Origin of the sequence: Ruegeria arenilitoris, from assembly GCF_013030265.1 — a bacterium.
GTDB lineage: Bacteria > Pseudomonadota > Alphaproteobacteria > Rhodobacterales > Rhodobacteraceae > Ruegeria > Ruegeria arenilitoris_E.
Genome location: NZ_WPZQ01000002.1, coordinates 105,100 through 125,312, shown reverse-complemented (window position 1 = coordinate 125,312; position 20,213 = coordinate 105,100). Strand labels below are relative to the sequence as shown.

The window sequence follows — 20,213 nt, the reverse complement described above, 5'->3', positions numbered from 1 at the left end:
TTTTCATTTGCCCGATGGCTTTTCCCCTTGTTCCCAGCAGCTTGTGGTTGTTAGCAATTCCTCAAATGATCTTGAGGCAGTGATGGCACGTCCCCTTCCCCCAGTGCAGACGATTTCAACCGGCCTTGTGGTAGCCGTGGTCGGCTTTTTCAGCTCTTTCCCGATCGTGCTGCAGGGCCTCGCTGCCATGGGCGCTTCGGCGGCTGAATCCGCATCCGGGTTAATGATGGCTGCAGTGGCGATGGGGCTGGCGGCGATCTTTCTCAGCCTGTGGTACAAGCAGCCGATCAGCGTGGCCTGGTCCACGCCCGGGGCGGCGTTGCTTGCAGTTTCGGCGACACCAGCCACAGGATTCTCGGGTGCGGTAGGTGCGTTCCTGTGCGCCGGAGCGCTGACCGTTCTGGCAGGCCTTTGGCGACCGCTGGGACGGTTGGCGGCAGCAATACCAACCACACTGGCGCAAGCCATGCTGGGCGGGGTTCTGCTGCCGTTGTGTATCATTCCGTTCAAGGCGGCAGTTGAGCTGCCATGGCAGGCGCTGCCCGTCATCCTGACTTGGTTTGTTGCGGGGCGGATCAACCGGCTGATCGCAGTTCCTGCTGCGGTTATTGCGGCGGCAATCGTCGTTGTTCTGAACGCGGGCGACAGCTCGGTCCGGCCCGAGCATCTGGTGGCTGCTCCTGTCTGGACCATGCCAACCTTCTCGGTCGCTTCGGCCGTGGGGATCGGCATCCCACTGTTCATCGTCACTATGGCAACACAGAACATCCCCGGTATCGCGGTGATGCGCAGCTTTGGCTACTCGCCGCTCGCCGGCAGGCTGTTCTCGGCCGTTGGAGGTGCCAGCATCCTATCCGCACCGTTCGGAGCGCCCGCCACCTGTCTCGCCGCCATCACCGCAGCCATGTGCTCGAACGAAGACAGCCATCCAGACCCGAACCAGCGCTATTGGTCGGCGGTCATGGCGGGTGTGTTCTACTGCGTTTTCGGCGTCTTTGCGGTGGCGATTACCGGATTCGCGGCCCATGCCGATCCGATGTTGATGGGGACATTGACGGGTATTGCCCTGATCGGCGTCATGGCAAACGCGACCTTTGCCGCGCTCGAGGTTCCTGCCGAACGAGAGGCTGCAATCCTGACATTTGCGATCACCGCCTCGGGCATCACCGTATTTGGCTTGGGCGCGGCGGTCTGGGGCTTGGCGGCAGGCGGCATTGCGTATCTGGTTACCAAGCGGGCGCGGTAAGCGCTTTCGCCTGCACCCGTGGTGGAGTATAGTTCGGTCATGCTTGGATCACTTGGAAAACTGGTAGAGCGTCAGATCAAAAAGGCACAGGCCGAAGGACAGCTGGAGGGGCTGGATGGTGAAGGCCAACCCTTGCCCGATCGTTCAACCGAGGCGCAGACTGACCCGGCCCTTGCAGCCGGACACCGGATCATGGCGCAAGCCGGTGTTCTGCCCGAAGAGTTCGGGATCAAGAAAGAGCTGGACGCAGCCCGAAAGGCCTATCCCACGCTGACAGATCCGGCTGAACGCAAGGCCGCAATGGCGCGCATCGCGGACCTTGAGATGCAGTATAATATGGCCCGCGATGCCCGCAGGGCCTTTATGCGGTGATCACTTGAATTCCGGCTTTCGGCCTTGCATCTGGGCGGCGATGACCTCGATCTGATCCAGTTTGCCAATCAGTTCCACCTGTTCGGCGGATTCTTCCAACAAAACCTCGGCACGGGACTTGCTTTCGGCCACTTCAATCAGCCGTTTGGCTGCACGGATCGCTGATGGGCTTTTGCCTGCGATGTCTTCAGCCAGCGCCAGTGCTTCGGTCAGAGGATCGTCCGACAGTTTCGTCACCAGCCCCCATTCTGCCGCCTGTGGGGCACCAATCGGGCGCGCAGTGTAGGTCAGCAGGCGCAATACATCCGAGCGGACGAGTTGCGGCAGCAGGGCCATGCCTCCCATATCCGGGATGATGCCCCATTTCATTTCCATAACCGCCAGCTTGGCCTCGGGGTGTGCGATGCGGACATCCGCACCCAAGGCAATCTGCAGACCGCCACCATAGGCGACCCCCTGTATGGCGCAGATCACCGGCACCGGAACACGACGCCAGACCATGGCAAGTTCCTGCATCTCATTGGCGTCTTCATGGCTGCGGGTCATAAGCCATTCGGTCGGATCCATATGAGCCATCTTGGCAAAGCTCGCCATGTCGAGACCGGCACAGAAGCTTTTGCCTTCACCTGACAGGACAACGGCGCGGGCATCCGAGGCCGCGACCTCCTGCCCGGCAGACAGGATCGCCTTGACCATCGCATCGTCCAGCGCATTCATCTTGTCGCCACGGGTCAGCGTGACATGAGCAATGTGGTCTTTGTATTCGACAGATACGCGCGCCATGCGAGCCTCCCAATCCTGCTTTTCAAGACAATGCCCCGAAAGGCCTACACAGTTCCACAGCGACGTCAGGGCATCTGTGATACAGGCATCCGACCGAACCATGGTGAATCAAGCGTCATGACGTAAAACTGGTCATCTACGATTTTTCCGCCGGTCGTGATCCCCAGTCGGCCATCCGGATCCTGCAGGGTCCGCAGGATGTTTCCCTGCCCATCGAACTGCACGATCATCCCGCGGTGGATTGGGGCCGGTCGCACCATCGGCCCCAGTCGCCAGATCACTTTGCGCAGGAACGGAAAGGGCATGAGTGCCTCGGACGGCACACGCGGGCTGGCGAAGGCCACCCAGTAAGTGCCATCCCCCTGTGCCTCGAGATTGTCGGGATAGCCGGGCAGATTATCGAGCAGCACTTCGGTCTCACCCGCCCGGGGGCCTTTCAGCCAAAGCTTGTGGACTCTCGCCCGCCCGGTTTCAGCAATAAGCAGAAAGTCCTCATCCGGCGACAGTGCTACGCCGTTGGTATAGACGAACCCTTCGGCAATTTTCTCGGTCGTACCATTCGGTGCGTGTCTGGCAACATAACCGGTATCGGATTGCTCCCAGATCGTAAGAACCGAGGTCGGTTTGGTTCCGCCCATGGTTTCGGGATCAAAGCGATCCGAGGAATTTGAAAAATAGACCGTACCATCCTGCCCGACGTCCAGTTGGTTGGCATAGATCACCGGTGCACCGTCAATTTCCGATACGACGGCCTCCAAAGTACCCGGCCCGGTCCAGCGCATCAGGCCTCTGAAACTGTCGGCGATAAAGAGCGCCCCGTCCGGCCCCGCCTTCAGACCCAATGGTCGACCGCCCAACCGGTCGACCTCAACCGGTGTATCCCCGTCGATGCGGTAGAGAATACCGGACAAGCTTGTGGTGTAGATCGTGCCATCTGGGAGGACGGCCAGATCTTCGGGGCCGATCTCACCTTCAGGCAGAGTGATGAGCTCAAGCCCGTCCAGATGCCTGTTTTCTTCGAAATCACCTGTGAAACCCGGCGGTTCAGGTGGCTCATACGCAACTGGTGCGACCGGGACAGGCCAGAATATCAGATAGGCAAGCCCGACAAGAACCAGGATCAGAAAATAGCGCATGACACCTCCTGCAACGTTTAAGTGCACCCTGCAGGGGAAGCAGCGCCAGAGCAAGGCTTGCCCCGACCGCAGGCTTACGATTATCTGCGCGCATGACTGGTCCCCGATACACCCCGCTTGCCCAATCCCTGCCCGCGACCGTGCCATTTGTAGGCCCCGAAACGCAGGAGCGTCAGCGCGGCGCGCCCTTTGCTGCACGTCTGGGGGCAAATGAAAGCATATTTGGCCCTTCCCCCCGCGCAATCGAGGCGATGCGACAGGCAGCGGGTGATCTTTGGATGTATGGCGATCCCGAGAACTATGATCTGCGTCATGCATTGGCGGCTCATCATCGTGTAGACCCCGAGAATATCGTTGTTGGTGAGGGGATTGACGGTCTACTGGGCTATCTTGTGCGCCTGATCGTTGGCCCGGGCGATGTAGTCGTGACCTCGGACGGCGCCTACCCAACCTTCAACTACCATGTGGCCGGGTTTGGTGGGGTTTTGCACAAGGTGCCCTATACTGGTGATCACGAGGACCCTGCCGCCTTGTTCGCTAAGGCGGGTGAGGTGAATGCCAAACTGGTTTATTTGGCCAATCCTGACAATCCGATGGGCAGTTGGCATTCTGGCAAAGAAATCGTTGCGGCAATGGAGGCGCTACCCGAAGACTGCCTGCTGGTACTGGACGAAGCCTATGTGGAATGTGCGCCGGAAGGGACAGCCGCACCTTTGGCGGCAGATGATCCGCGTGTGATCCGGATGCGGACGTTTTCCAAAGGGTATGGCATGGCCGGTGCACGGGTGGGATATGCCATTGGTGCCGTCGAACTGATCGCGTCCTTCAACAAGGTTCGCAACCATTTCGGTATGAACCGCGCGGCACAAGTTGGGGCATTGGCCGCGTTGCAGGACTACGAGTGGCTGGCGCAGGTTCAGGAACGGATCACTCAGGCACGCGAGACAATTGGACAGATCGCACGCGATAACGGGCTGGTCCCCCTGCCCTCGGCCACCAACTTTGTCGCGATTGATTGTGGGCGTGACGGAGAATTTGCAAAGGCTGTGCTGAATGCGCTGGTGGATCAAGGCATCTTTGTTCGTATGCCATTCGCCGCCCCCCAAAATCGCTGTATCAGGGTAAGCTGCGGTGAGGCCGCCGATTTGCAGGCTTTTGCCGCCGCACTACCTAAGGCATTGGCGACGGCAAACAGCCAACTCTAGTCTTTATCGGCCAACGCGGCTGCCGCTGCCTCCAGTGCTCCGGCTCCGCGCGGGATGTTCAGGGCGGCCATCGCCGTTTCGACACCCCCCAGCATACCCATCACCATCTGGCCGTTGAGGTGCCCCATATGGCCCAGACGGAAATAGGAATCCTCACACACCATACCCAGACCAATGCCCAGCGTAAGGCCCAGATTGGATTCCGTGTAGTCGCGCAGTGGTGTGCCCCGTCCTTCGGTCAGGCGCAGCGCAGTGACCGCGCGGCTGCGATGCGCGCGATCTGAGACGTTGAGATGCAGCGCACCGCCTTCGGCCCATGTTTCACAGGCAGCCCAAACCGCCTCGGCCAGTCGCTCGTGACGCGCCCAGACATGTTCCAACCCTTCGGCATGGATCATGTCCAGCGCGGCACGCAGACCATAGATATGGTGGGTCGGGGCAGTGCCGCCAAAATACTGATAGAACCAGTCCGGCTCAGCACGCGGTTGCCAGTCCCAATAACCCGAGACACGAGGCATCAAGGCGCGTTTGGCCTTTGCCTTATCGTTGAAAAACACAAAAGAAACGCCCGCCGGGACCATCAGACCCTTCTGACAGGCCGCAACCATGACATCCACGCCCCAGGCATCCATTTCGAACCGGTCGCAGCCCAGCGAAGCGATGCAATCCGCCATCAACAAAGCCGGGTGGCCCAGTTCATCCAGCAAAGCGCGCAGAGCTGGAATGTCGTTTCGGATCGAGCTTGAGGTATCGACATGCACTGCCAGAACACCCTTGATCCGATGATCCGTGTCAGCCTTCAACGCCTCGGCAATCCGGTCGAAATCCCAAGGGGAAGATGTTCCGAAATCGATGAGTTCAACCTCGGCACCGATCGCACGGGCCATTTCGGCCCAGCCATGGGTGAAGCGGCCCGAGGCCGGAGCAAGAATGGTCTCACCCGGCGCAATGACGTTGGACAGCGCCCCTTCCCACGCACCATGACCGTTGGCAATATAGATCGCCACATCATGACGTGTACCGGCCACTCGGCGCAGGTCTTCGGTCAGGGCGGGCATCATTTCGACCAGTTCACCCGCATAGATATTGGGGGATGGACGATGCATCGCCTGCAACACCGCATCGGGTATGACGGAAGGTCCGGGAATGGCGAGATAATCGCGCCCGTGCGCGAGAGAAATTTTGCTTGTCATGAGATCGACCTGTACGAATTCACGCCTACCCTAGCGTGGGCTTTCGCGACGTCAATCCATCAGAGAGGCAGCCTCGCGCGCAAGTGTTTCGATACCCGACCAATCTCCGCCAGAAACCATCTGTTTGGGCGCAACCCAGCTGCCGCCTGCGCAGACAACATTGGACAGAGACAGGTAATCACGGGCATTTGACGTAGATACGCCACCAGTCGGGCAGAATTTGATCTGCGGCAGCGGTGCGCCGATGGCCTTCAAGGCGGGTGCACCTCCCGAGGCTTCGGCCGGGAAGAACTTGAGCATGTCATAACCCTTTTCGAGCAGCGCCATGGCTTCGCTTGCGGTGGCCGCGCCGGGTAGCAGCGGCAAGCCCTCAGCCTCGCAGGCCGCGATCAGGGCATCTGTTGCGCCGGGGGATACGCCAAACTGTGCACCAGCCTCTTTGGCGGCACGAACGTCTTCGGGTGTGACCAGAGTGCCGGCACCAACAACTCCGCCGGGCACTTCGGCCATGGCGCGGATCGCGTCCAGCGCGGCGGGTGTGCGCAACGTGACCTCAAGCGCAGGCAGACCACCCGCGACCAGTGCCTCGGCCAGAGGACGCGCCTGTGCCGCGTCATCGACGACCAGAACCGGGACAATGGGCGCGAGCGCGCAGATTTCGCGGGTACGTTGGGACTTGGATGTCATGGCTCAGGCTCCGAATATGCTTGCACCGGCATCAGCCGGGCCGACGGTGTTGCGGAATGCTGTGAACAACTCACGCCCGACGCCGTGTTGATGTGCAGACAGATCAGCCGTGACAGGTATCCGCTCCAGAACACCCTCCGTCAGGATTTCCAACTCGCCGGTAACGGCATTGACACGAAGTATGTCGCCATCTCGAAGGCAGGCAATCGGGCCACCCTCAAGCGCTTCGGGACAGACATGAATCGCAGCAGGAACTTTGCCCGAAGCGCCAGACATGCGTCCATCGGTTACCAGCGCCACCTTTTGACCCCTGCCCTGCAGAATCGACAAGATCGGAGTCAGAGAGTGTAGTTCGGGCATCCCGTTGGCCTTTGGCCCCTGAAACCGGACAACAACAATGACGTCATCCGTGAACTCTCCGGCCTTGAATGCTGCCTTGACCTCATCCTGATCGTGAAACACGCGCACGGGGGCCTCGACCACCTGATGTTCCGGGGCCACGGCAGAAACCTTCATAACCGCGGTGCCCAGATTGCCGGTCAGACGCGACAATCCGCCTGTGGGCTGGAAGGGGTCATTGGCGGGGCGAACGATCTTTTCGTTCAGGCTGTGGCCCGCGCCTTCTTGCCAGACCAGTTGCCCATCGATCAGCTTGGGTTCCTGCGTATAGTGCTGAAGACCACGCCCCGCGACAGTCAGAGTATCGGGGTGCAGCAGACCATCCTCAAGCAACGTTCCGATGCAATATCCAAGGCCACCCGCCGCGTGGAAGTGGTTCACGTCGGCCAGACCATTCGGGTAGACTCGCGCCACCAGCGGAACCACAGCCGAGATGTCAGAAAAATCCTGCCAGTCCAGCACGATACCACCCGCGCGGGCCATTGCAATCAGGTGGATCAGCAGGTTGGTTGATCCGCCTGTCGCCATCAGACCGACGATCCCGTTCACAAAGGCACGTTCATCGAGGATTTGGCAAACCGGGGTATAGTTGTTGCCCAGCGCGCTGAGGGACAGGGCGCGGCGTGCGCCTTCCTCTGTCAGCGCATCACGCAGGGGCGTGTTCGGGTTGATGAAGCTGGATCCCGGCAGGTGCAGCCCCATAAACTCCATCAGCATCTGGTTTGTATTTGCAGTGCCATAAAAGGTGCAGGTCCCGGGGCCATGGTATGCAGCCATTTCGGCGGCCATCAGTTCTTCGCGTCCGACTTCTCCGGCAGCGAATTGCTGGCGAACCTTGGCCTTTTCGTCGTTTGGCAGTCCACTGGTCATCGGACCTGCGGGTAGAAAAACGGAAGGCAGATGCCCAAAGCTCTGTGCCGCGATGACCAGACCGGGAACGATCTTGTCACAGACGCCAAGGAAAACAGCGGCATCATAGGTGTTGTGGCTAAGTGAAACAGCCGCAGCCAGCGCAATCACATCACGCGAAAAGAGCGACAATTCCATGCCTGCTGCACCCTGCGTGACGCCGTCACACATTGCGGGAACTCCGCCCGCTACCTGTGCAGTGCCACCTGCGACACGCGCGGCCTGACGGATCAGTTCGGGGTAGCGTTCAAAGGGCTGATGCGCCGAAAGCATGTCGTTGTAGGCGGTGACAATGCCCAGATTTCCGGCGTGGCCCGTGGCCAATGATTGCTGGTCATCGCCTGCGCCTGCATAGGCATGGGCCTGACCACTGCAGGACAGATGACCGCGCGCTGGCCCGGCTGAACGCGCCTGCTCCATCCGTTCAAGATGAACCGAGCGCAATGGCGCGCTGCGATCGACGATCCTTTGTGTGACATCGGTGATGACGTTGTGAACCATCTCAACCTCCGATCTGGCGCCAGCGGCGCCCGTCGCGATGCATCAGCATCAATGCTTCTTCGGGTCCGGAACTACCCTGATCATAGCGCGAAGGGCGATCGCCCCGCTCTTCCCAATCCTGAATGATGGGATCAACCCAGGCCCACGCCGCTTCGGCCTCATCCCCGCGCATGAACAGGGTCTGATCACCGCGGATCACGTCCATGACCAGACGCTCATAGGCGTCCGGCGATTTGGACTCGTCACCCAATGCATCAGCAAAGCTCATGTCCAAGGCCACGTCGGACAAGCGGAACCCACCTTGCCCCGGCTCTTTGATAGTTGTGCGCAGGGTGATGCCTTCGTCAGGCTGCAGCCGGATTACCAGCACGTTGCCGTGCAGAGGACCAACATTGGGAAAAATCGTATGTGGCGGATCGCGGAAGAACACCGCAATCTCGGATTCACGGGCACGAAGGCGTTTGCCGGTACGTAGGTAGAACGGGACACCCGCCCAGCGCCAGTTCCCCAGATGAACCTTGAGCGCGATATAGCTTTCGGTGCGGCTGGCAGGGTTGCCCACGTGATCCAGATAGCCATCGCCCCCCTTGTCCGTGCGATACTGACCGCGCGCGATATCGGCGGGCGCAACCGGTTCTAATGCTTCGATGACTTTGACCTTTTCGTCCCGGACCGCATTTGGTGAGAACTTCGAGGGCGGCTCCATGGCCGTCAGACACAAAAGTTGGACAAGATGGTTCTGGATCATATCCCTCATCGCGCCGGATTGATCGTAATAGGCCCCGCGCCCCTCGACGCCCACAGTTTCGGCCACGGTTATCTGGACGTGGTCGATATGGGTGGAATTCCATAGCGGCTCGAACAGCGAATTGGCAAAGCGCAACGCCATCAGGTTCTGAACTGTCTCTTTTCCCAGATAATGGTCGATCCGGTAAATCTGATGTTCATCGAAACACGCGCGCAGACCTTCGTTCAGCGCCTTTGCAGATGCAAGATCATGTCCAAAGGGCTTTTCGACGACGATCCGGCTGTCAGATGTCGCAAGCCCCTCGTCGTTCAAGCGTTTCGCTATTCCGGGGAACAGGCTTGGGCCTACGGACAGGTAAAAGGCGCGAACAACATCGGGGCGCAGAGATTTCCCGAGCGCTTTCCATCCGCTATCACCCAATGCATCGACCGGCACATATTCCACATGGGTCAGAAAACGATCCAGGACCTCCGGCGAAAACTCGGGCGCGAATTCCTTCATCGAGGCACGAACCTGTTCGCGAAAACCGTCATCATCCATTTCAGACCGCGCTGTCGCGATGATCCGCGCCTCTTCCGGCATCTGCCCGACTTCGAACCGGTGATAGAGGCCTGGCAGGATCTTGCGTTGCGCCAGATCGCCGGTCGCACCGAACAACACAAGGTCGAACGGATGTACCGGAATTACGCGTGAGACCATTGCAAGGTTCCTTTCGAGTTCACCGCAATCAGCTTAACATGGCGTTTGGCGCAGAAGTGAGACGCGCGTATACAGATAATGTTATCGCTAACATTTGTCGTTTCAATAGAAAGACCCGTCCCAAAAATCAAGCATGGATTTGCCGGATGCGCCAGTTTCGGGCTTACAGCGCCTCATCCCTGATTACGGAGCCATTCCATAACAGACGGGCGTACCGATTGTTCCCCGCGATGGCGGGCATCTGCGATGATCTTGCGCACATCCTGCAAATTCGATCGCAACAGCAGGCTTTTGACCGGGCCAATCGAGGCCGGGCGCATGGACAGGGTCCGGATACCCATCGCCGCAAGGCAGAGCGCCTCAACCGGGCGGCCCGCGTCCTCGCCGCAGAAACTGAGCGGCGTGTCCGAGATATTGCAGCGTTCGACAATCCGTTCGATGAAGGTTAGGAAGCTGACGTTCAGCGTATCATAACGACGGCGCACCAGTTCGTTCTCGCGATCTGCCGCAAAGAAGAACTGTTTCAGGTCGTTGCCGCCGACCGAGATAAAGTCCACCTCATCAAAGAATTTCTGCGGTGCAAAGGCCAAGGACGGGGTTTCCAGCATCGCGCCAACCTCAAGCGATTCCGGCAGAACATGACCCAACCGCTTTTCACGCTCGATGGTCTTGTTCACCTCCCAGCGGGCCTCGCGATATTCCTCGGCCTGCGCGACAAAAGGGAACATGATGGTCAGTGGGCGACCATCTGCGGCCCGCAGCAATGCCTGCAACTGCATCCGCATAACGCCACGCTTGTCCAGACCAACCCGAATGGCGCGCCAGCCCAGCGCAGGGTTCGGTTCCTCCACATGTTTCATGTAGGGCAAAACCTTATCCGAACCGATATCCAAGGTGCGGAATACCACACGCTTGCCGTGGGCGGCATCGAGGACGCGCTTGTATTGAGCGACCAACTCGGACCGTTTCGGCATTTGGTTGCGGATCAGGAATTGCAGTTCCGTTCGAAACAGACCAACCCCTTCGGCACCGGAATTCTCAAGCGACGGCAGGTCGGCCATCAGGCCCGCATTCATAACCAGATTGATCTGGGCACCGTCCTGCGTAATCGTTGGGGTTTCTCGGATCGACGCATAACGTTCCTGTGCCTTGGCCTGCATCGCGATCTTATCGCGGAAGGCACCGACAACAGTTTCCTCGGGGCGCAGATGAACGACGCCCTGATCCCCGTCGACCAGGATATGGTCGCCGTTCAAAGCCTCAGTCGTGATCCGGCCCACATGTACCACCAGAGGGATCGCCAGAGCGCGGGCTACGATAGTGGCGTGGCTGCCAACTGAGCCTTCCTCGAGCACGATACCCTTGAGAGAGCGGCCATATTCCAGCAGATCACCCGGACCGATATTACGCGCAATCAGGATCGGATCAGGTGGCAGATCCGCCCCGTTTGTTGCGCCCTGCCCAGTCAGAATGCGCAACAGCCGATTGCTGAGGTCATCCAGATCAGCCAGCCGTTCCCGCAGGTAGGGATCGGTAACCTGGCTCATGCGCGCGCGGGCCTGCGATTGCTCTTTCTCGACGGCCGCCTCGGCGCTCAGACCGCGGGCAATGTCTTCTTCCATCCGCCGCATCCAGCCTTTGGAATTGGCAAACATCCGGTAGGCTTCGAGAACCTGCAGCTGCTCCTTGTCACCGCCCTGAGAGATTTCGAGCATCTTGTCGACGCCCACCCGCAATTCGTCCACCGCCTCGGTCAGGCGCTCCAACTCGCGATGCGGATCGTCCGCGATGGGATTGGTGACAACCACGCGGGGTTCATGCAGCCAGACATGACCTTCGGCCGACCCTTCCTGAGCCGGACCACCACGCAGCAGAACCGATTGTTGGTGCAGGGGTGACAGGGCCGCACCTTCACCGACAAAGGCACCCAGCTCCGCCATTTCGGCCAGAACCATTGCGACCACTTCCAGCGCATAGACCTCATCAGCGGAAAATTCGCGCGCTTCACGGGACTGCACAACCAGAACGCCCAGCTTTTCGCCCAGACGCTGCACCGGCACACCAAGGAAAGAAGAAAATCGTTCTTCGCCCGTTTCGGGCATATATCGGAAGCCTTTGGCCGAGGGTGCATCGGCTGTGTTGACCACTTTGCCGCTGTTTGCGACGCGACCCACCAGCCCCTCACCCATGCGCATACGGGTTTTGTGCACCGCTTCGGGCGACAGACCTTCGGTCGCACAGAGCTCGAGCGTGTCTTCATCCCGGAACAGATATATCGAGCAGACCTCGGCCTGAATGCTGTCGGCAATCAGATGCGTGATCCGGTCAAGACGTTCCTGACCGGCGGCTTCGCTCGCCATCTCTTCGCGCAGCCGCCCCAGCAGCTTGCGGGATTCTGTTTCCGTACCGTCCGCCATCGCCTAATCGCTTTACGGTGTCAGGCGTGACCTTTGGCCGATCAGCTCAGGCCGCCTTGTCCAGTTCAAAGGCATCATGCAGTGCCTGAACAGCAAGTTCCATGTATTTCCGATCCACAAGTACGGAAATTTTTATCTCAGAGGTTGTAATGACCTTGATGTTGATCCCCTCATCCGAGAGCACCTTGAACATTTTAGCCGCAACACCCGACTGCGAACGCATGCCGATTCCGACGACCGAGACCTTGCAGACATCCTGATCCGCAACCAGTTCGGCGTAGTTCAGCTCGCCTTTTTCCTTGATCGCCAGCAGGGCCTGTTCGGCGCGGGTCACCTGATTGGTGGGGCACGAGAAGGTCATATCGGTGCGACCCTCATCCGAGATATTCTGGACGATCATGTCGACATTCACACCCTCATCGCTGAGCGCGGTGAAAATGATCGAGGCGATACCGGGGCGGTCCGCAACCGAAACAACGGTCATCTTTGCCTCGTCCCGCGAATAGGCCACACCGGCCACTACATTGGATTCCATGATATCCTCCTCGTCGACAACCAGCGTACCGGCCTCGTCGGATTGTTCCTCAAAGCTTGAGAGAACACGCAGTTTCACCTTGTAGCGCATCGCCAGCTCGACCGAGCGGGTCTGCAGCACCTTGGCCCCCAGCGAGGCCAGTTCGAGCATTTCCTCGAACGAAATTCTGTCCAGTTTGCGCGCCTTTTCACAGATGCGCGGATCGGTGGTGTAAACACCATCGACGTCAGTATAGATATCACAACGCTCGGCCTCAAAGGCGGCGGCGAAGGCAACAGCGGTGGTATCAGATCCACCCCGACCCAGCGTGGTGATGCGGCCTTCGGGGCTGATACCTTGGAAACCGGCAACGACCGCTACGCGCATACCCTCGCCGAACTTCTGGTTGATATTGTCGGTCGGAATTTCTTCGATCCGCGCCGCCGAGTGGGCACCGTTGGTGATCAGAGGCACCTGCCAGCCCTGCCAGCTGCGCGCAGGAATATCCATTTCCTGCAGGGTCAGAGACATCAGACCGGCGGTCACGTTTTCCCCGGACGACACAACCGCATCATATTCGCGGGCGTCATAAAGCGGCGAGATCTCATCAACCCAGCCGACCAGCTCATTCGTTTTGCCGGACATGGCCGATACGATGACAATGACATCATAGCCTTTTGCCACTTCGACACCGATGCGTTTTGCAGCACGGCGGATGCGGTCAAGATTGGCGACTGAAGTGCCGCCGAATTTCATCACGAGTACGGGCATGGGGGCAAGTGTCTCCGCGCCTTGGAATTCCGGTCTCGTGCCTCTTATGCGAGGGGGACCGCAAGAGCAAGTGGGCAAAGAACGCGAGGCTGCGCGAAAGGTGCGCTTTACATTGGAAGGTGGCAATGCCAGCGTGACGTCAACGACTTAGACCAAGAGGTTTCCCATGCTCCGTTTTGCTTTTGTCATTGCTTTTATGTCATCCCCTGCAGTCGCTCAGGTGGCGACCCAGGCCGGGACAGACGGTAAGAATGCATTGGGAACCGTTCCCTGCGCTGCCCTGGCTGGTGAACCACTGCAGAGCTGTAACGCGGAATTGCGTCGCCGCGATGATGGTACAGCAACACTTGCGGTTGCCTTGCCCACGGGTGAAGTCCGTAACATCTACTTTACCAATGGCGAACCGGATTCGAGCAGCTCAACGTCGCAACTCACCTCGGAAACCCGCGGCGATATTCTGGTGATTTTCATTGATCCCGGCGAGGTTTACGAGATCCCCAAAGCGGCACTGAACACTCAGTAAGCGTGCGCGCGGCCGTCCCAGGTTTCAAAACAGCCCGAGCTATCTAGGCTGAGCGCTTCAAACCGGTCAGTCAGGCCTTCAACGGCCTGATCGGTCGTGATCTCGGCTGCGGGACCCCCCATGTCCGTCTGAACCCAGCCGGGATGGTAAATACCAACTGCAATACCATCAGCGCGCAGGTCCGTTGCCAGATTGCGCCCCAGATTGAGTGCAGCCGCTTTTGATGCGCGATAGATGTAGCTGCCACCCGGCGCCCGTGTATGCGATGCCATCTGAGACGACATGATCGCGATCTTGCCCTTGCTGGCCTGCAAATTGGGCAACAGGGCCTGAACCGTCAGAAACACGCCCGTCACATTGGCCGCAAAACTCTGGGCCCACATCTCGGCCGGATAACCGTCGATATCGTGCCCTTTATCCAGATAGACGCCTGCGTTGCAGATCAACAGGTCAATGGGCCGGTCTTCAAGCAGCGACGCCACAGTCCTATGCTGCGCGGGATCCGTCACATCCAGTGCCAGATCACTGCTGCCATCCCGGGCGGTTCCGGTGACGTCATGCCCCCGGGCCCGATAGTGATCCGCAAGCGATCGGCCAATTCCACGATTGGCGCCCGTAATCACGATGTGCATGATTTAGTTGGTCTTTCTGCTGGGAACAAAGGGCAGTGGCGCAACAGGGACCCCATCTTCGATCAGGGCCTTCGCCTCTTCCGGCTTGGCCTCTCCATAGATCGGTCGGTCCGGCGACTCGCCCAGATGCATCTTGCGCGCTTCTTTCGCGAAATTCTTGCCAACGTAGTCAGAGTTTTCTTCGACTTTACGGCGCAGTTCGGTCAGCACCTTCTCGACATCTGCGGCAGTCGGCTCGACACTGATTTCTTTGGATTCCGGTGGCGCAACCTGTGTTTGAACCTTGGCATTTCGTGCAGGACGCACCCGAGGTGTCATGATTGCCTTCTCCACCTTCGCCGAACCGCAGATGGCACAGGTCACCATCCCGGCTACCGCCAGCTTGTCAAAGGCTGAGGCAGACTGGAACCAACTGTCAAAGCTGTGGCCTTCACTGCATTTCAAGGCGTATTGAATCATTTTCCATCCAATATGTCGGTTGTCGAATAGATACCGACAGACATGGCAATATCAAGTCTTTCCGGCGGCAGTTCAGTGCGGATGGGGATCAAATCTGCGCAACATTTCTGCGAGATCGTGATCAGTAACCCGAAGCGCTGCTTTTTTAGGCAAAAACCACTTGAGCCGACGTTCGCCACACTCGGGATACGTTGTCTCCAACCGATGCACATGCAGCGGAAAGACATCCACAAGGCACAACACCGACCCTCGATCAGGATGGCGCTTCACATAAGAGAAACGGCCTAGACCTTCAGTGGAACAGGTACCGATAACGCCCGCTTCTTCCCATGCCTCCTGCCCTGCGGTTTCAGATGGGCTGAGGCCATCGATCAGCCACCCCTTGGGGATAATCCAGCGATTGGATCGACGTGTGGTGATCAGCAGGATTTCTGGCCCATCCTTTACGAGCCGGTAACACAGCGCTGCAGACTGAGGCACAACGGGAAGTTTCCCGGCCTTGCAGAGTACATCTGGCGATAGCCTTGCGTTCATCACGCTGTCACGCCTTTCAACTGGGTATCTTTGCCTGTCTGCCGGATCGATTTTTACGTTATTTTGCGGTCCGATAAACAACAAATACCACATGAGGCGCTTATTGCCAAGTTACAGGGGATAGGCTGATATCAGTGCAGCATGCGCTGCGACAGGCGCTGAACAAGCTCTGGGTGCGGAATATCTGCGTCAATTGCCAATCGGCGCAAGCCAAAATGAACCCGCGCAACCTGCTGATAATACCGGGTATAGACGTAGTTAGTACCACCGCCGGCCAAAGCCCCAAGCAAAGGCACAGACTGTGCAGCCAGTTTTTGCCCCAGCACAACGGACAAGCGTGGTGCAACCATCGCGATCAGTTTCTGCATTGCGGGGCCGGTCAGTGTCAGACGCACAGAATAGAACCCCAGATCCGAGCCATCATCCTCGGACATTGGTCCTGCTGCAGACAATACCCGAATGCAATCGAATTTCACGTTTTCCGCTGCAGGATCAAAGCCTTCCCGAGCAGCTGCTCCTTGAATCGAACGCAGCAGCATTGCGGTCGTCGCCGGCAGTTCGACAAGCGCGGTTGACATGCCACCCAATCCACCAGCGGCCCCCATAGCGGTCGTAATGGCGGTATTGACCCAGGGCTTTTGGTCCGGAACGGCCCGTCGTGTCCCTTCTGCAGCGTGCATAGCGGCCCATAACGCATGTTCTGTCGCGTCGGTCAGACCCGACCGGACTGGCTCGGGGAGTTGATCAAGCAGCGATTCTGCGGACCCGCCAAGCCTGTTGAGCAGTTTAACCCCTGCCCCGCCGGCGGATCTGTAATGTCCGGCAAGCCGGTCAAGTTCAGCCTCTGTATCAATTTTTTCGATCAGAACCACGTCCTGCATATGTGCCCTCCTGTGCATAAGACATTGGCACTTTGATGGGATGATTCAATAGGTCAGCGGCTCCAGCGCGTGACCGAGCCGGTGATTCCAGCCCATGTACCATCGGTCAGTTCCATGCCCAGAATACGCTCGGGGTTGGTTGGTGGCGGCATTTCGACCCCTAGTAACCGGGTAAAGCCAAAGCGCGCGTAGTAAGGCGCGTCACCCACCAGCATTACGCGATGCCATCCCATGCGACGGCCCGCTTCGACGCCTTCATGAATGAGATAGCCGCCCAGTCCTTCGCCCTGATGGGTTGGGTGGACTGCGACAGGCCCCAGCAACAGCGCATCGTGATCGCCGACATGAACAGGCCAGAACCGGATTGCACCGGCCAATATCCCCTGACCGTCGCGGGCCACCATGGACAGGCCCTGAACCGGCGGGACGTCATCGCGCAAACGATATGAGGAAAGCGCTTCGCGCCCCGGGGCAAAGCACAGGTCATAGAGGGCTTCGACCTCCCACCAATCGTCCGGCTCTTCCGGCCTTATCCCGAACTGCTGCACCCCGGCCCTCTTTTCATCTCTGGCATTCGCCCTAGCACTTCGTTACGCCTTGGGCAAACGCTTGGAGATAAGATGTTCTATCGCCCCGAAGACGGCCATGGTTTGCCGCACAATCCCTTTAACGCCATCATCACCCCTCGCCCCATCGGATGGATATCGACCCGGGATGCGAACGGGATCAACAATCTGGCGCCTTATTCCTTTTTCAACGGCGTCGCCTACACCCCGCCGCAGGTGATGTTTGCAACAACTGGCACCAAACATGATCAGGACGGCGGTAAGGACAGTATCGCCAATATCGAAGCCACGGGCGCGTTCTGTGTGAACGTTGTGGCCCATGCCCATCGCGATGCGATGAACGCAAGCTCAGCAGGATTGCCAAAAGACATCGATGAGTTCGAGCATGCCGGATTGACCCCAATTGAATGTGAGACCATCCCCTGCGCGCGGATCAAAGACGCACCGGCGGCGCTGGAGTGTAAGCTGACCCAAATCGTCACGCTGCCGGGCGAAGCGAACCGTGTTGTTTTCGGCGAAGTAACCGGTGTGCATCTGCACGACGATCATATTCGCGACGGAAAGTTCGACGTCACCTCGTTCAAACCACTGGCCCGCCTCGGGTATCGGGATTATTCGGTTGTCAGCGACCTGTTCAGTCTTTCAAGGCCGGATGATTGATGCCCCTGCCTGATCCTTCACGCCGATATCCGATTACCCTGCCCGATGGCTCTGACCATCGGGGAACCGTATTTCTGTCTCAGGCGATTGATCACCCGCAGTTTCAGGCGGGCGCGTTCAGCTACGCGTCGGATTTCGATGCACCTGACGACTGGGCCTTCCGGCTGGCACCCTACCTGTTTCCCTTTTCCCGAGAGAAACTGGTGCTGGGCAAGTTCTGCCAGATCGCTCATGGCGTACGGTTTATCACCGCGTCTGCCAATCACGCCACAGACGGGCTGACCTGTTTTCCGTTTCCGGTTTTCGATCCGGATCGTATGGCAGGTTATCAACCTGATAGCCGGGACACTGTCATCGGGAACGATGTCTGGATCGGCTATGGCGCGATGATCCTGCCCGGTGCGCGGATCGGAAACGGGGCGATCATCGGCGCGGGATCGGTTGTTCGCGGCGAAATTCCTCCATACGCCATCGTCACAGGCAATCCGGCAGAGGTCAGACGGTTCCGCTTTGACCCCGAAACTGTCGAACGATTGCAGGCGCTGAACTGGTGGGACTGGCCGGCCGAAAGCGTTGCGCACGCCGATGAGGCATTGTTGTCCGGTGACATAGATGCGCTGGAACGGATGGTCCCAAAGTAAAAGGGCGGCCTGATCGGCCGCCCCTATTTCATTCAGTGTCCGCCCAGAATGCCGGTGCGGACCGAGTAATCCACGGCCAGACCATAGTCCGGGTCATCGTCACTATCGACCATCAGGTGACCCGCCTTGTTCAGCAGCTTGTGACAATCGCGGCTGAGGTGGCGCAACATGACGCGCTTACCGGCGGCCTCGTATTTGCCAGCAATGTTTTCGATAGCCTGCAGAGCCGATTGATCGACAACCCGACTGTCGGCGAAATCGACAATCACGGTTTCCGGATCATTTGCTACGTCGAACAGTTCTACAAACCCTTCAGACGACCCAAAGAACAACGGGCCCTGAATCTCGTAGACCTTAGCGCCTTTTTCAGTTTCGGACTCGCGCGTCACCGCATGAATACGCTTGGCGTTGTTCCAGGCATAGGCCAGCGCAGACACGATCACACCGACCACAACTGCAACTGCAAGGTCCTCCATCACGGTTACCACGGTCACCAGTACAATGACGAACGCATCCATCAGTGGGACCTTGCGCAGGATGTTGAACGAGTTCCAGGCAAAGGTTCCGATCACGACCATGAACATCACGCCAACCAGTGCGGCCAACGGAATTTGCTCGATCAGGGGGGCAGCGAACAGGATAAAGACCAACAGGAACAGCGCCGCAGCGATACCTGCAACACGCGTACGGCCGCCCGATTTTACGTTGATCATCGACTGACCGATCATCGCGCAACCGCCCATACCGCCGAAAAAGCCGGTGACAACGTTGGCTGCACCCTGCGCAATACACTCCTGCGAGGCACCGCCGCGCTTGCCCGTGATTTCACCCACAAGGTTCAGGGTAAGCAGGGATTCGATCAACCCGATCGCTGCCAGAATGACGGCGTAGGGCAGGATGATCTCAAACGTTTCCCATGTCAGCGGAACCATCGGGATATGGAAGGACGGCAGCCCCCCTTCGATCGAGGCCAGATCGCCGACGCGTGGAACATCCAGACCGAAGCCAATGACCAGTGCGGCAACGACGACGATACCGGCCAACGGTGCAGGTACGATACGTGTGACGCGCGGCATGACCCAAATGACCGCCATGGTCAAAGCAACAAGGCCCAGCATGGTATAGAGCTGCATGCCCGACAGCCATTCGCCGCCACCCATGCCGTGCCCGGTATTTTCCATGGTTCCCGGCACTTTGAACTGACCCAATTGCGCCAGGAAAATCACAATGGCCAGACCATTCACAAAGCCCAGCATCACCGGATGAGGCACAAGACGTATGAACCGCCCCCAGTGCATCGCGCCTGCAATCACTTGCAGGATGCCCATCAATACCACTGTCGCGAACAGGTATTCCACGCCGTGCTGCGCAACCAAGGCCACCATGACCACGGCCAGAGCACCGGTCGCACCCGAAATCATACCCGGGCGCCCACCAATCAGTGCAGTGATCAGACCCACAAGGAATGCCGCATAAAGGCCAACCAGCGGGTGAACCCCTGCGACAAAGGCAAATGCAACAGCTTCGGGCACAAGAGCCAGAGCAACGGTCAGGCCGGACAGCAATTCGATACGCAGACGCGACATGGTCAGTCCCTCGTCGGGCATCCAGCGCAGGTCAGGTATGGCTAGGCGATTGGCAAAGCTTGCCAGCAAGGCTCGGGGCATTGGACAGTCCTGTGGGTTAATTTGTTCGCGCGAAGGGGGCCTTTTATATGCAATCCCGTGTCAGAGCTAC

At 58.7% G+C, this 20,213-nt stretch carries 20 protein-coding genes; 6 read left to right on the top strand and 14 right to left on the bottom strand.

All coding sequences use genetic code 11. The annotated features are described in order from the left end of the window. The first annotated feature begins 82 nt into the window (after positions 1-82). Together GOX61_RS03415 and GOX61_RS03410 are read left to right on the top strand one after the other, a co-directional pair. A complete protein-coding gene (locus tag GOX61_RS03415; protein ID WP_170331283.1) occupies positions 83-1,246 on the top strand; it encodes a benzoate/H(+) symporter BenE family transporter in 1,164 nt (387 codons plus the stop codon). Positions 1,247-1,285: 39 nt separating this feature from the next. Next, a complete protein-coding gene (locus tag GOX61_RS03410; protein ID WP_155145017.1) occupies positions 1,286-1,618 on the top strand; it encodes a DUF1992 domain-containing protein in 333 nt (110 codons plus the stop codon). Here GOX61_RS03410 and GOX61_RS03405 read toward each other — a convergent pair whose 3' ends face one another. Both GOX61_RS03405 and GOX61_RS03400 read right to left on the bottom strand, forming a co-directional pair. Beyond that, on the bottom strand, positions 1,619-2,401 hold the full coding sequence (locus GOX61_RS03405) for a crotonase/enoyl-CoA hydratase family protein (protein WP_170331281.1): 783 nt from the start codon (positions 2,399-2,401) through the stop codon (positions 1,619-1,621). 65 nt (positions 2,402-2,466) lie between these two features. Next, positions 2,467-3,537, bottom strand: coding sequence for an SMP-30/gluconolactonase/LRE family protein (locus GOX61_RS03400; protein WP_170331279.1), 1,071 nt, complete (start codon positions 3,535-3,537; stop codon positions 2,467-2,469). 92 nt (positions 3,538-3,629) lie between these two features. Here GOX61_RS03400 and GOX61_RS03395 point away from each other — a divergent pair, with 92 nt between their 5' ends. Continuing rightward, on the top strand, positions 3,630-4,742 hold the full coding sequence (locus GOX61_RS03395; protein WP_170331277.1) for a pyridoxal phosphate-dependent aminotransferase: 1,113 nt from the start codon (positions 3,630-3,632) through the stop codon (positions 4,740-4,742). Here GOX61_RS03395 and GOX61_RS03390 read toward each other — a convergent pair. The 6 genes from GOX61_RS03390 to GOX61_RS03365 form a co-directional block, all read right to left on the bottom strand. Next, the gene (locus tag GOX61_RS03390) at positions 4,739-5,935 is read right to left on the bottom strand and encodes a pyridoxal-phosphate-dependent aminotransferase family protein (protein ID WP_170331275.1); all 1,197 of its coding nucleotides are present in this window, start codon (positions 5,933-5,935) and stop codon (positions 4,739-4,741) included. The two genes, GOX61_RS03395 and GOX61_RS03390, sit on opposite strands and share 4 nt — an antisense overlap. 51 nt (positions 5,936-5,986) lie before the next feature. Further along, positions 5,987-6,622 carry a bifunctional 4-hydroxy-2-oxoglutarate aldolase/2-dehydro-3-deoxy-phosphogluconate aldolase gene (locus GOX61_RS03385; protein WP_170331273.1) on the bottom strand — a complete coding sequence of 212 codons (636 nt, stop codon included), beginning with the start codon at positions 6,620-6,622 and terminating at the stop codon, positions 5,987-5,989. A gap of 3 nt (positions 6,623-6,625) precedes the next feature. Further along, entirely contained in the window at positions 6,626-8,431 is a 1,806-nt protein-coding gene (gene edd / locus GOX61_RS03380; RefSeq protein WP_170331271.1) for a phosphogluconate dehydratase, read from the bottom strand. A 1-nt stretch (position 8,432) separates the two neighbouring features. Next, positions 8,433-9,878, bottom strand: coding sequence for a glucose-6-phosphate dehydrogenase (gene zwf, locus GOX61_RS03375; protein ID WP_155145033.1), 1,446 nt, complete (start codon positions 9,876-9,878; stop codon positions 8,433-8,435). 173 nt (positions 9,879-10,051) lie between these two features. After that, positions 10,052-12,295, bottom strand: coding sequence for a phosphoenolpyruvate--protein phosphotransferase (ptsP, locus tag GOX61_RS03370; RefSeq protein ID WP_170331269.1), 2,244 nt, complete (start codon positions 12,293-12,295; stop codon positions 10,052-10,054). A 46-nt stretch (positions 12,296-12,341) separates the two neighbouring features. Further along, positions 12,342-13,580 carry an aspartate kinase gene (locus GOX61_RS03365; RefSeq protein ID WP_155145037.1) on the bottom strand — a complete coding sequence of 413 codons (1,239 nt, stop codon included), beginning with the start codon at positions 13,578-13,580 and terminating at the stop codon, positions 12,342-12,344. Between the two features lie 166 nt (positions 13,581-13,746). Here GOX61_RS03365 and GOX61_RS03360 point away from each other — a divergent pair, with 166 nt between their 5' ends. Continuing rightward, the gene (locus tag GOX61_RS03360) at positions 13,747-14,103 is read left to right on the top strand and encodes a hypothetical protein (protein ID WP_170331267.1); all 357 of its coding nucleotides are present in this window, start codon (positions 13,747-13,749) and stop codon (positions 14,101-14,103) included. Here the strand turns inward: GOX61_RS03360 and GOX61_RS03355 are convergent. The 5 genes from GOX61_RS03355 to GOX61_RS03335 form a co-directional block, all read right to left on the bottom strand. After that, on the bottom strand, positions 14,097-14,735 hold the full coding sequence (locus GOX61_RS03355; protein WP_170331265.1) for an SDR family oxidoreductase: 639 nt from the start codon (positions 14,733-14,735) through the stop codon (positions 14,097-14,099). The genes GOX61_RS03360 and GOX61_RS03355 overlap by 7 nt on opposite strands. 3 nt (positions 14,736-14,738) lie before the next feature. Then, positions 14,739-15,194: a DUF1178 family protein gene (locus GOX61_RS03350; RefSeq protein WP_170331263.1), complete on the bottom strand. Its 456-nt coding sequence runs from the start codon at positions 15,192-15,194 to the stop codon at positions 14,739-14,741. Between the two features lie 72 nt (positions 15,195-15,266). Continuing rightward, the gene (locus tag GOX61_RS03345) at positions 15,267-15,728 is read right to left on the bottom strand and encodes an NUDIX hydrolase (RefSeq protein WP_170331261.1); all 462 of its coding nucleotides are present in this window, start codon (positions 15,726-15,728) and stop codon (positions 15,267-15,269) included. A gap of 131 nt (positions 15,729-15,859) precedes the next feature. Next, on the bottom strand, positions 15,860-16,609 hold the full coding sequence (locus GOX61_RS03340) for an EcsC family protein (RefSeq protein ID WP_170331259.1): 750 nt from the start codon (positions 16,607-16,609) through the stop codon (positions 15,860-15,862). A 53-nt stretch (positions 16,610-16,662) separates the two neighbouring features. Next, on the bottom strand, positions 16,663-17,157 hold the full coding sequence (locus GOX61_RS03335; RefSeq protein ID WP_170331257.1) for a GNAT family N-acetyltransferase: 495 nt from the start codon (positions 17,155-17,157) through the stop codon (positions 16,663-16,665). 72 nt (positions 17,158-17,229) lie between these two features. On the opposite strand from GOX61_RS03335, the gene GOX61_RS03330 reads away from it, so the two are divergent. Both GOX61_RS03330 and GOX61_RS03325 read left to right on the top strand, forming a co-directional pair. Continuing rightward, positions 17,230-17,835 carry a flavin reductase family protein gene (locus tag GOX61_RS03330; RefSeq protein ID WP_170331255.1) on the top strand — a complete coding sequence of 202 codons (606 nt, stop codon included), beginning with the start codon at positions 17,230-17,232 and terminating at the stop codon, positions 17,833-17,835. After that, a complete protein-coding gene (locus tag GOX61_RS03325; protein ID WP_170331253.1) occupies positions 17,835-18,476 on the top strand; it encodes a CatB-related O-acetyltransferase in 642 nt (213 codons plus the stop codon). Before GOX61_RS03330 ends, GOX61_RS03325 begins: the two co-directional genes overlap by 1 nt. A 32-nt stretch (positions 18,477-18,508) precedes the next feature. Here GOX61_RS03325 and GOX61_RS03320 read toward each other — a convergent pair whose 3' ends face one another. Then, complete coding sequence (locus tag GOX61_RS03320; protein WP_170331251.1) at positions 18,509-20,143, bottom strand: SulP family inorganic anion transporter; 1,635 nt, start codon at positions 20,141-20,143, stop codon at positions 18,509-18,511. Positions 20,144-20,213: the final 70 nt, after the last annotated feature.